Source organism: Nissabacter archeti, assembly GCF_018257325.1.
Taxonomy (GTDB): Bacteria; Pseudomonadota; Gammaproteobacteria; order Enterobacterales; family Enterobacteriaceae; genus Chimaeribacter; species Chimaeribacter arupi.
This window is the reverse complement of the sequence record NZ_JAERKB010000024.1, coordinates 19,799-31,292: the sequence shown is the minus strand read 5'-3', so window position 1 is coordinate 31,292 and position 11,494 is coordinate 19,799. Positions and strand designations below refer to the sequence as shown.

Sequence of the window (11,494 nt, the reverse complement as noted above, 5' to 3'; positions counted from 1 at the left end):
GCCGGATTTGGCTTTCTGCACCCCATCCATGCTCAGCGCACGGATAGCATTGGCAAGCTCTTTACGAGAGGACATGTAGTAAAACTCCGTGATTACAGTTCAGCAGACAGCATGTCTTCCAGCTTCTGCTGGTCGACGGCAAACAGACGGATACCTTCCGCCAGTTTTTCAACCGCCATCGGATCCTGGTTATGTTCCCAACGGAACTCCGCTTCAGCCAGCGGGGCCGGTTGGTGGAACGCTTCGGTAGACGGGGTAAGCTTGCGCTCAACCGGGGCATCGCTGTTTTTCAGCTCTTCCAGCAGGTTCGGGGAGATGGTCAGGCGGTCACACCCGGCCAGGGCCAGAATCTGCTCCACTTTACGGAAGCTGGCACCCATGATGACGGTCTGATAACGGTGCTGTTTATAGTATTCGTAGATAGAACGGACAGATTTCACGCCCGGATCGTTGTCGACGTTATACTCGGCGTTCGGTTCTTTGGCTTTGTACCAGTCATAGATACGGCCCACGAACGGGGAGATCAGGTAAACACCCGCTTCCGCACAGGCGCGCGCCTGGGCAAAGGAGAACAGCAGCGTCAGGTTACAGTTGATGCCCTCTTTTTCCAGCTCTTCTGCGGCCTTGATGCCTTCCCAGGTAGACGCGAGTTTGATCAGGATGCGGGATTTATCCACGCCCTGTTCCTGATAGAGGCCGATCAGTTTGCGCGCTTTGGCGATGCACATGCCGCGGTCAAAGGAGAGGCGGGCATCCACTTCGGTGGAGATGCGGCCAGGGACGCTTTTCAGGATCTCGACGCCGATGTTAACGGCCAGTTTGTCGGAGGCATTGATGATCTGGGTTTCTTTGGTGCCGCCTTGCTTACGGGCATAGTCCAGCGCGTCTTTGAACAGGGACTGATACTGCGGCAGGCCGGCGGCCTTCAGGATCAGAGACGGGTTGGTGGTGGCATCCTGCGGTTCGAAGTGGCGGATAGATTCGATATCGCCGCTGTCGGCGACGACAGTGGTGACTTTCTTCAGGGCTTCTAACTGGTTCATCTCAATGCTCCTTAGCGAGATAACGTCGAAAAATAGAGAGTTCTGTTTCAGAAAATTCGGAGTCTCATCACATTTGTATACCCTGCATCATTTCATTAACGAAATGAATACGCTTTTTCTGATTGTTGTAATGGGTAATAGCAATGCACCGCAGCAGAAGGCGGCGTGACGCGCAAAATCATAGAGGTGTGCGGCCAGAGGAAGGGCGCAAATGTCACGACACAACATATCAGCATAGACCTTTTTCCCAGGATTGCTGAGACATCGTTTATTCCCTTTATCACGCAAACCGGGCGGCTATTTTTTGGGCCGCCTCAAAGTTTGTCGCCATTCCCTCACTATACTGGTTGGGCAACATCGACTTCCGCAAAAAGATCCATAAAGACAAGGAACCCTGCAATGGACGACCAACTGAAACAGAGTGCGCTAGATTTCCATGAATTTCCCGTCCCAGGAAAAATCCAGGTATCACCCACCAAGCCCCTGGCTACCCAGCGTGATCTGGCGCTGGCCTACTCACCGGGGGTCGCGGCCCCCTGTCTGGAGATAGAGAAAGATCCGCTCGCCGCCTACAAGTACACCGCCCGCGGCAACCTGGTTGGGGTCATTTCCAACGGCACCGCGGTGCTGGGGTTAGGCAACATCGGGGCGCTGGCCGGCAAACCGGTGATGGAGGGCAAAGGCGTCCTGTTCAAAAAGTTCGCCGGGATTGACGTGTTTGACATCGAAGTCGACGAGCATGACCCGGACAAACTGATCGACGTGATCGCCGCGCTGGAACCGACCTTCGGCGGCATCAACCTGGAGGACATCAAAGCACCGGAGTGCTTCTACATTGAGAAAAAGCTGCGCGAGCGCATGAACATCCCGGTCTTCCATGACGATCAGCACGGCACGGCGATCATCTGCACCGCCGCGGTACTTAACGGCCTGCGGGTGGTCGGGAAAAACATCTCTGACGTGCGGCTGGTGGTCTCCGGCGCGGGGGCCTCGGCCATCGCCTGCCTGAACCTGCTGGTGGCGCTGGGGCTGAAGCAGCACAACATCACCGCCTGCGACTCGCGCGGGGTGATCTATCAGGGGCGTGAGGAGAACATGGCCGAAACCAAAGCGGCCTATGCCATCCCGGACAACGGCTGGCGCACGCTGGCGGATGCCATGCCGGGCGCGGATATTTTCCTCGGCTGTTCCGGCCCCGGCGTGCTGAAGCCGGACATGGTGAAAGAGATGGCGCGTGACCCGCTGATCCTGGCGCTGGCCAACCCGGAACCGGAGATTTTGCCGCCGCTGGCGAAAGCGGTGCGCCCGGACGCCATCATCTGCACCGGCCGCTCTGATTTCCCAAACCAGGTCAACAACGTGCTCTGTTTCCCGTTCATCTTCCGCGGCGCGCTGGATGTCGGCGCCACCACCATTAATGAGGAGATGAAACTGGCCTGTGTCCATGCGATTGCCGATCTGGCGCTGGCAGAGCAGAGTGATGTGGTCGCCTCCGCCTATGACGATCAGGAGCTGTCATTCGGGCCGGATTACATCATCCCGAAACCGTTCGACCCGCGCCTGATTGTGAAAATCGCCCCGGCCGTGGCGAAAGCGGCGATGGACTCCGGGGTCGCGACGCGGCCGATCGCTGATTTTGACGCCTACACCGAGAAGCTCGAGGAGTTCGTCTACAAGACCAACCTGTTTATGAAGCCGATTTTCTCGCAGGCGAAAAAAGAGACCAAACGGGTGGTGATGGCCGAGGGCGAAGAGGAGCGCGTGCTGCACGCCACGCAGGAGATGGTGTCGCTGGGGCTGGCGTTCCCGGTGCTGGTGGGCCGCCCGAGCGTGATTGAGATGCGGCTGAAGAAACTCGGCTTGCAGCTCGAAGCGGGCAAGGATTTCGAGGTGGTGAATAACGAATCCGATCCACGCTTCAACGAATACTGGCGCGAATACCACCAGATCATGAAACGGCGCGGCATTTCGCAGGAGCAGGCGCGGCGGGCGGTGATCGGCAACCCGACGCTGATTGCGGCGATCATGGTGCTGCGTGGCGAAGCAGATGCGATGATCTGCGGCACTATCGGCAGTTACCACGAGCACTATGACATTATTGAGAAAGTGTTTGGCTTCCGTGAGAACGCGCATGTGGCCGGCGCGATGAATGCGTTGCTGCTGCCGAGCGGCAACACCTTTATCGCGGACACGTACGTCAACGATGACCCGACGCCGGAACAGCTGGCGGAAATCACCCTGATGGCGGCGGAAACGGTGCGCCGTTTCGGCATCGAACCCAAAGTGGCGCTGGTGTCGCACTCCAGTTTCGGCTCCTCCGATAATCCGGCCGCACGCAAAATGCGCGAGGCACTGGCGCTGATCAACGAGCGCGCGCCGGAGCTGGAGATTGACGGTGAGATGCACGGCGACGCCGCGCTGGTGGAGAGCATCCGGAATGACCTGATGCCGGACAGCCCGCTGAAAGGTTCGGCCAATATCCTGATCATGCCGAACATGGAAGCGGCGCGCATCAGCTACAACCTGCTGCGCGTCTCCTCGTCGGAAGGCGTTACCGTGGGGCCGGTGCTGATGGGCGTGTCGAAGCCGGTCCACATCCTGACGCCGATCGCCTCAGTGCGCCGTATCATCAATATGGTGGCGCTGGCTGCGGTGGAAGCACAAACCCAGCCGTTGTAACGGTGTCTCGGTGTTACCCGCAACAAGGGCGCATAACGCGCCCTTTTTTTACGGCCGGTCTGGCCCTTTTGCTGGGAAGAAGGGGAGGATCAGCGTTTGCGCTGTTGCAGCCATTTGTCGAGTTCGTTGGCGAACTGCTGGCGATCGCGCTGGTTCAGCGCCGCCGGGCCGCCGGTCTGCACGCCGCTGGCGCGCATGGTGTCCATGAAGTCACGGATATTCAGGCGCTCACGGATGGTTTCCGTGGTGTAGCGCTCGCCGCGCGGGTTCAGCGCCACACCGCCTTTTTCAATCACTTCCGCCGCCAGCGGGATATCGCTGGTGACCACCAGATCACCCGCCTCCACGCGTTTGACGATTTCATTGTCCGCCACATCAAACCCGGCCTCGACCCGCAGGGTGCGCAGGTATTTTGACGGCGGCGTGCGGATGGTCTGGTTAGCCACCAGTGTCACCACCGTCGCGGTGCGGTCGGCGGCGCGGAACAGCACCTCTTTGATCACATTCGGGCAGGCGTCGGCATCGACCCAGATTTGCATCAGTGTGTCCCCTTATCAGCGGCCAGCCAGTCGCGCACCGGCAGGAAATCGCGCGTCAATGCCGCTTCCGGGCTGTTCTCGTCCGGCTCAAAGCCATATTCCCAGCGTACCAGCGGCGGCATCGACATCAGAATCGACTCGGTACGGCCACCGCTCTGTAAGCCAAACAGCGTGCCGCGGTCCCATACCAGATTAAACTCGACGTAACGGCCGCGGCGGTAGAGCTGGAAGGCGCGCTCGCGCTCGCCCCATACCTGGGCTTTGCGGCGTTCAACAATCGGCAGGTAGGCCGTCAGGAAGCCGTTGCCCACCGCCTGCATGAAGGTAAAGCAGGTGCCGAAATCGGGCGTGTTCAGGTCATCAAAGAACAACCCGCCGATGCCGCGCGCCTCGTTGCGGTGTTTCAGGAAGAAATACTCATCACACCAGGCTTTGTAACGCGGGTAAACGTCGTCACCAAACGGGCGGCAGATCTGCTCTGCGGTACGGTGCCAGTGTACGGCGTCCTCTTCAAACCCGTAGAACGGCGTCAGGTCAAACCCGCCGCCAAACCACCATACCGGCGCTTCGCCCGGCTTCTCGGCAATAAAGAAACGCACGTTGGCGTGGCTGGTCGGGATATACGGGCTGTGCGGGTGGAGCACCAGCGACACGCCCATCGCCTGGAAACTGCGCCCGGCCAGCTCAGGGCGGTGCGCGCTGGCCGACGGCGGCAGCGACGCGCCGGAAACGTGGGAGAAGTTGACGCCCGCCTGTTCAAATACCTTGCCCTGCGTCAGCACCCGGCTGCGGCCACCGCCGCCTTCGGCGCGGGTCCACGCATCTTCAACAAACGACGCGCCGCCATCGGCAGCGGCCAGTTGTTCACAAATATGGTCTTGCAGGGACATCAGGAAGGTTTTAACGAGGTCGATAGTCGGATGGCTCATAACGGCGGGCAGTCACTCTCAGGCTGAACAGGCCGCCAAGTATACCCGATTGCCCCGGCGTTGGCAGGGCTAACGCGGTTTTCGCTCGTGGCTGTCGAAGTAGTGGAAGAAACTGACGATGCCGTCGGCAATCGCCTGCGCAATCTCCTGGCGAAAACGCGGGGTGCTGAGCAACTGCTCCTCGGTGTGGTTGGTGATGAACGAGGTTTCCACCAGTACCGACGGAATCGACGGGGATTTAAGCACCGCAAACGCCGCCTGCTCGGTGGTCTGGCTGTGCAGGTGGTGCACCGGGCGCAGCTTCTCCAGCACATGGTGGCCCAGGGTCAGGCTGTTTTTGATGGTGTCCGTCTGTACCAGGTCAAACAGCACCTGTTGCAGGTAGTTATTGTCTGCGGCGGCGTACTTCGCCCCGGCGACGTTGTCGGCATCATTCTCTTTTTTCGACATATAACGCGCCATCGCGCTGCTGGCCCCCCGGTTGGAGAGGGCGAACACGGAGGCCCCGGACGCGCTGGGGTTGGTAAAGCCGTCAGCGTGGATGGAGACGAACAGATCGGCCTGATGCTGGTGGGCAATCTCCACCCGCTGATAGAGCGGGATAAAGTGGTCGGCGTCACGCGTCAGGCGCACCTCAATGTGGTCATGCTCTGCCAGGCAGCGGCGCACGCTGTTGGCGATCTCCAGCACGATGTGCTTCTCTTCGGCGCCTTCATGGCCGACCGCACCGGAGTCAACGCCGCCGTGGCCGGGGTCCAGCATCACGATTTTTTTGGCATTGGCCGGTTTGGGGGCCGGGGCGGTTTTGGTGACGTGCTGCTGTGCCGCCGCCGTGCGGGCGCCAAGCAGCCCAAACGCCAGCCCCAGCCCGGAAATCAACAGTTTGCGGCGCGACGGGGAGGCGGGCAGCGGCGTAAATTGCAGGAATTTAGTCAGCGGATTGAGCATTGTTCATCACCATCGTCAGAAAGCCGGGTGACGTTTATAACGGATCTGGCCGGGGCAATCGACTCTATAACTATTACCGTTGCCCCGTAACTATGTCCTTTTATGAATAAGGCGCTGATTTCTTTACAAGGCTTTACCGCTGTCCGGTGCCTGCCGGTACGGCAGCACCTGGCGGGCACCTTCGGCCCAGCCTGCCACCTCTTCGCGCTCCTGTTCCAGGAAACCGGCCACTGCCTCATGCAGGCCGGGGTGCAGCAGGCGGTGCCAGGAGTCCGTGAGCACCGGCTCAAAGCCGCGGATCAGTTTATGCTCGCCCTGCGCCCCGGCATCAAAGCGCGCCAGGTGGTGAGCAATCGCATACTCAATGCCCTGATAGAAACAGGTTTCAAAATGCAGTTGGTTAAACTCGGCCAGGCAGCCCCAGTAGCGGCCATAGAGCGTGTCACCCCCCAGCAGGCTGAAGGCCATTGCCACCGGCTGTGGCCCCTGTTTCGCTATCACCACGCGGATGGCGTCCGGCAACTTTTCGGCCAGCAAACTGAAGAAGGCGCGCGTCAGGTAGGGCGCCTGGCCGCGCACCGCGTAGGTGTTGGCGTAGCAGGTGTAGACGAAATCCCATTCCGCTTCAGTGAGTTCCGCCCCTTCGCGCCAGGCAAAGCTGATGCCGAGCGATGCCACCTGCGCCCGCTCTTTGCGGATCTGCTTTCGCTTGCGGGAGGTCAGGCTGTCGAGGAAGTCCTGAAAATCGCGGTAGCCGCGGTTATGCCAGTGGTATTGGCACCCCTGGCGGTGCAGCCAGCCGGGCTGCGCGCTGAGCAGCGCGTTATCCGTCGCAGCGGTGAAATTGATGTGTGCGCCGGAAAGCCGCTGCTGTTCCAGATAACCGGGCAGCGCCGCCAGCAACTGCGCGGCGGCGTCCGGTGCGCCGAGCAGCCGTGGGCCGCTGACCGGGCTGAACGGCACTGCGCCAAGCCATTTCGGGTAATAGGGAATGCGGGCGCGGCGGCAGGCGTCTGCCCAGCCGTGGTCAAACACATATTCGCCGTAGGAGTGGCTTTTGCGGTAGCCGGGAATGGCAGCCAGCGGGCGGCCGTTTTCCATCCAGACCAGATGTTCAGCACGCCAGCCGGTGCCGGGGCCGATGCTGCCGCTCTCTTCCAGCACAGCGAGAAAGGCGTGGCTGAGAAACGGCTGTCCAACGGGGGCCAGGGCATCCCACTGGGCGGCAGGCAACAGGTTCAGGGAGGGAAAGGCGGTTAAAGGCATCGGCAAACTCCTGGTCAGGGAAACGCGGGCAACCGTGCCAATGTAGCAGAGGTGGTGCCCGCCGGGCGGGAAAATGCCTAAAAATCGTCTGAGTGCGCGGCTGCGGGGCAATTTAATATTGCGTCACCGGCAGATCCCGCGATAATCAAGAATAATCTGAACAATAGCGGCGAACACCCATGGAAATTCGCATATTCCGGCAAGATGATTTTGAAGAAGTAATTACCCTCTGGGAGCGGTGCGATCTGTTGCGCCCCTGGAACGACCCGGAAATGGATATCGAGCGCAAGATGAACCACGACCCGGACCTGTTCCTGGTGGCGCAGGTGGGCGGGGAGCTGGTAGGCACGGTGATGGGCGGGTATGACGGCCACCGCGGCGCGGCCTATTACCTCGGCGTGCACCCGGATTTCCGCGGGCGCGGCATCGCCAATGCGTTGATGAGCCGGCTGGAGAAGAAGCTGATTGCGCGCGGTTGCCCGAAGATCAACCTGATGGTGCGGGAAGAGAACGATGCCGTCACCAGCATGTATGAGAAGCTGGGCTATGAACTGGCGGACAGCATCGCGCTCGGCAAACGCCTGATTGAAGATCAGGAGTATTAAGCCGCGCGGCCGGCCATCGCAGGGTGGCCGGCGGCCTGAGGGTTACAGCACTTTTTTCACCGATTTTACATCCACCTGCACGTTGCTCCACTCTTTATCCACTTCCCCTTCCAGCTGGACTTTATCCGTGGGTGAGACGTTTTGCCCGGCCCAGCGTTTGTCATCAATTTCCACCGTCAGGGTGCCGGTGTTGTCGCGGAACAGGTAGTGTTCATCGCCGGTGCGCTGCTCGATGTGGCCCTCAAGGCGTACCCAGGCGTCATCTTTCATCTCCTGCACCGCTTTGACGGTCGCCGGGCTGGCGGCCGGGCCGGTAAAGCCGCCCTGGCTGGCCTGCGCCGGGGCATTCGGGGCAATAAATCCGCCTTGCTGGGCAACCGCAGGCAGGGTGAAGAGGGCAATCAGCGCGACGAGGGTCATTTTTTTCATCATGGTATCTCCTTGGGTCTGTCAAAAGGCAGGCAGTGTTGCCGTTGAGATAAGTAAAGCAGAGAGATCTTAAGATCTTCTTAAGGCGTGGCTTTTTTTGTTACCCTGCTGTTCCGGCCGGGCAGGGTGCCCGGCCATGTTATGAGGGCCTCCGGTGCCGCACCCCTATCATCCTGATGACTATAACGCGCACGGCTGGCTGCGCCTGCCGTTCTTTTTCTGGCTGGTATTGTTGTTGCCGGCGCGCACCTGGCTGCTGTTTATTATGGCCGGGGCCTCGCAGGGGCAGGGCACGACGCTGCTGGCGCTGTTTTACCCGGATCGCACCCACTTCTGGTCGGGGATGGCGCTGGGGCTGCCTGCGGCGCTGGTATTTCTGCTGAGCGGCCGCCGCCATCTTTGGCCGCGGCTGTGGCAAGCCGGCTGGTGGCTGATGCTGGCCACCCTGGCGGCGTCGCTTATGGTGCAGGGGGTGGCGTTGTGGCAGGCGGCACAACCGGCATTCAGCGATCTGTTGCTGACGCTGCTGGACAGCGCCGCGCTGGCCTGGTGGTTGCTGAGCCGTTCGCTGAAGCGGGCCTTCAGTGCGGCAGAGAATGGCGGGTAACGGCACTTTTTGCCGCCGCCGGACTCCAAGAGCCGGAACCTTTTCCCCGCCCGGCCGTCTGTTGCCGGTGAATGCCGATACTGGAGTGTAAGTATGTATAAACATCTGCCGTTTCCCCGCCCGCTGTTGCTGGCGTTGCCGCTGCTGCTGACAGGTTGCGCCACGGTCTCTTCCGCGATGCCTGACGTTTCCTGGTCGGGGCTTAACCCGATGAACTGGTTCGGCAGCAGTCTGGAAGTGAGCGACAAGGGCGTCGGTGATGTGACCGCCGCGACGCCGATGACTGAAGAGGCGATTAAGGCCGCGCTGGATAACGACTATACGTTGCGCAGCGGGATGGGCACCAATAACGGGCAGGTGGTGGCCTTTTACCAGGCGCTGGATGACGGCAAAGAGGTGCTGACGGTCTCCGGCCCGGCGCACGGCACGGTGGAGCGCATCGACGTGACCGGCACCGACATCGCCGCGGGGGATGTTAAGATCGGCACGCCCTTCAGCGATCTCTACAGCAAAGCCTTTGGTGCCTGCCAGAAAGGGCAGGGCGACGATGAGCAAGGCGTCGAGTGCACCGCACCGGACAGCCGCCACCTGAGTTACGTTTTCACCGGTACCAGCAACGCCCCGGCCGGCCTGATGCCCGCCGACGATACCCTGAAAAACTGGAAAGTCAGTAAAATCATCTGGCGCGCCCAGGCCCGCTGATCACCCGATTGCCCCTAAGCCCGCCCTGTGCGGGCTTTTTTCTGCCTGCTGTCCTTCGAAGTTTGTAAGCACATACAAACTATTGCCGAATAGCGCCGCAGTGCCGGATGAGCGGGCAAGGACGCCCAAAATCCCCGCCAACTCTTTCCTTACATACCAAAAGACAGGCAGTCTGGTGAGGACGTAAAAATCATTGCCGAATGAAGCCGCAGGGCCGGGCGAGCGGACAGGACGCCCAAAATCCCTGCCAACTCTTTCCTTACATACCCGATGATTTGCAGAAAGGGTGGGGGCATTAAAATTATTGCCGACGAGGACGCAGGGCCGGGCGAGCACACAGGGATGTGTGCGAGAGGGACAGCCACGCTGGGAGCGTGTCTGACCCGGCCCGAACAGCCCGGAGGACGCTGGAGGGAACCCGCTACGCGGGCAATAATTCTGCCGGGGCACTGAACGCGCGCGGGTGCAGGGCCGGCGCGCCGGCAGGCCCTGCTCGGTTGAGGCACCGGGGGCCGGGTAGCCAACCGCCCATGAACAACCGAAACTTTCCCCCATGAACAACCGAAACAATCCACCCCATCTCCACAAAAGCAAAGGCCCCCTGTGTGCCAACACAATTTCCCCATCCCCTTGCCCAAGAACAAAAACATTCCCCCCGCCCTGAGATATGATACCCCCCGCCAAAAAACAGCCCCCGCGCGCCCACCGCGCGCACCTCAATAAGGATCACACCACATGACACAGGTTCAGAGCGGCATCTTATTAGAACAGTGCCGTTTTGCCATTTATCTGGAAGCCAATATTCAGGGCGAATTTGACACCATCCGCCAGGGGTGCCGTAAATTCTGTCAGGCGTTGAAAGAGATGCAGCAAAAATTTCCGCAGGAGAACCTCGGTGCGGTGATCGCCTTTGGTTATGACGTCTGGACCGATCTCTGCGGCGGGCACAGCGCGCCGGAACTGAAATCCTTTCTCCCGCTCGGCAAGGGGCTGGCACCCTCCACGCAGCGCGACATGCTGATTCATATCCAGTCCCTGCGCCATGACGTTAACTTCACCCTGGCGCAGGCGGCCGTAGCCGCGTTCGGCAGTGCCATCCACGTGGAAGAGGAAACCCACGGCTTCCGCAACATTGAGCAGCGCGACCTGAGCGGCTTTGTGGACGGCACCGAAAACCCGCAGGGCGACCAACGCCGTGAGGTGGCGATCATCAGCCAGGATCAGCCGGATGCCGGCGGCAGCTATGTGTTTGTCCAGCGCTGGGAGCATAACCTGCGCCAGTGGGGGCGCTTCAGCGTAGAGCAGCAGGAGCAGGTGATCGGCCGTACCAAACTCACCAATGAGGAGCTGCCGCCTTCGGACCGCCCGGCCACCTCGCACGTCAGCCGGGTTGACCTCAAAGAAGAGGGCAAGGGGCTGAAAATCCTGCGCCAGAGCCTGCCGTACGGCAGTGTCAGCGGCAAACACGGGCTTTATTTCATCGCCTATTGCGCGCGCCTGCACAATATTGAGCAGCAATTGCTGAGCATGTTCGGCGAGCGTGACGGCCAGCGCGACCAGATGCTGCGCTTCACCCGCCCGGTCAGCGGCAGCTACTTCTTTGCCCCGTCACTGACGCGCCTGCTGGCGCTGTAACGGCTGTGGCCGGGCCGTTGCGCCCGGCCCGCCTTTTCCCCCGCACGTTTCTGCTCCCCTTGTTTTCCCACGCCGCCTGCTTATAGCGTTTTATGCTTGAAAATCACCAATT

12 protein-coding genes are annotated in these 11,494 nt (G+C 60.5%); 5 read left to right on the top strand and 7 right to left on the bottom strand.

Going from position 1 to position 11,494, the window contains the following annotated elements; all coding sequences use genetic code 11:
• Together JK232_RS23105 and tal are read right to left on the bottom strand one after the other, a co-directional pair.
• The coding region (locus JK232_RS23105) for a hypothetical protein (protein WP_394854013.1) at positions 1-75 on the bottom strand (75 nt) is incomplete at its 3' end.
• Between the two features lie 17 nt (positions 76-92).
• Positions 93-1,043: a transaldolase gene (gene tal / locus JK232_RS22480; RefSeq protein ID WP_072933811.1), complete on the bottom strand. Its 951-nt coding sequence runs from the start codon at positions 1,041-1,043 to the stop codon at positions 93-95.
• A 399-nt stretch (positions 1,044-1,442) separates the two neighbouring features.
• On the opposite strand from tal, the gene maeB reads away from it, so the two are divergent.
• On the top strand, positions 1,443-3,722 hold the full coding sequence (gene maeB, locus JK232_RS22475) for an NADP-dependent oxaloacetate-decarboxylating malate dehydrogenase (RefSeq protein WP_212589709.1): 2,280 nt from the start codon (positions 1,443-1,445) through the stop codon (positions 3,720-3,722).
• 89 nt (positions 3,723-3,811) lie between these two features.
• Here maeB and JK232_RS22470 read toward each other — a convergent pair whose 3' ends face one another.
• The 4 genes from JK232_RS22470 to JK232_RS22455 form a co-directional block, all read right to left on the bottom strand.
• Positions 3,812-4,261, bottom strand: coding sequence for a YaiI/YqxD family protein (locus JK232_RS22470; protein WP_072933807.1), 450 nt, complete (start codon positions 4,259-4,261; stop codon positions 3,812-3,814).
• Positions 4,261-5,190, bottom strand: a complete 930-nt coding sequence (gene hemF / locus JK232_RS22465; protein WP_212589708.1) for an oxygen-dependent coproporphyrinogen oxidase — start codon at positions 5,188-5,190, stop codon at positions 4,261-4,263. The genes JK232_RS22470 and hemF overlap by 1 nt, the downstream gene beginning before the upstream one ends.
• Positions 5,191-5,259: 69 nt before the next feature.
• Positions 5,260-6,138 (bottom strand): N-acetylmuramoyl-L-alanine amidase AmiA, encoded by an 879-nt coding sequence (gene amiA / locus JK232_RS22460; protein WP_072933802.1) that lies wholly within the window; start codon positions 6,136-6,138, stop codon positions 5,260-5,262.
• A gap of 123 nt (positions 6,139-6,261) precedes the next feature.
• On the bottom strand, positions 6,262-7,404 hold the full coding sequence (locus JK232_RS22455) for a GNAT family N-acetyltransferase (RefSeq protein WP_101829320.1): 1,143 nt from the start codon (positions 7,402-7,404) through the stop codon (positions 6,262-6,264).
• Positions 7,405-7,583: 179 nt separating this feature from the next.
• On the opposite strand from JK232_RS22455, the gene JK232_RS22450 reads away from it, so the two are divergent.
• The gene (locus JK232_RS22450; RefSeq protein ID WP_072933798.1) at positions 7,584-8,009 is read left to right on the top strand and encodes a GNAT family acetyltransferase; all 426 of its coding nucleotides are present in this window, start codon (positions 7,584-7,586) and stop codon (positions 8,007-8,009) included.
• A gap of 42 nt (positions 8,010-8,051) precedes the next feature.
• On the opposite strand, the gene JK232_RS22445 is transcribed toward JK232_RS22450, so the two are convergent.
• A complete protein-coding gene (locus JK232_RS22445) occupies positions 8,052-8,438 on the bottom strand; it encodes a YgiW/YdeI family stress tolerance OB fold protein (RefSeq protein ID WP_212589712.1) in 387 nt (128 codons plus the stop codon).
• A gap of 154 nt (positions 8,439-8,592) precedes the next feature.
• On the opposite strand from JK232_RS22445, the gene JK232_RS22440 reads away from it, so the two are divergent.
• The 3 genes from JK232_RS22440 to JK232_RS22430 all read left to right on the top strand — a co-directional run bounded on the left by JK232_RS22440 (position 8,593) and on the right by JK232_RS22430 (position 11,382).
• The gene (locus tag JK232_RS22440; protein ID WP_072933793.1) at positions 8,593-9,045 is read left to right on the top strand and encodes a DUF2919 domain-containing protein; all 453 of its coding nucleotides are present in this window, start codon (positions 8,593-8,595) and stop codon (positions 9,043-9,045) included.
• Positions 9,046-9,138: 93 nt separating this feature from the next.
• Positions 9,139-9,747, top strand: coding sequence for an RpoE-regulated lipoprotein (locus tag JK232_RS22435; protein ID WP_101836125.1), 609 nt, complete (start codon positions 9,139-9,141; stop codon positions 9,745-9,747).
• A 735-nt stretch (positions 9,748-10,482) separates the two neighbouring features.
• Positions 10,483-11,382 carry a Dyp-type peroxidase gene (locus JK232_RS22430; protein ID WP_101829322.1) on the top strand — a complete coding sequence of 300 codons (900 nt, stop codon included), beginning with the start codon at positions 10,483-10,485 and terminating at the stop codon, positions 11,380-11,382.
• Positions 11,383-11,494: the final 112 nt, after the last annotated feature.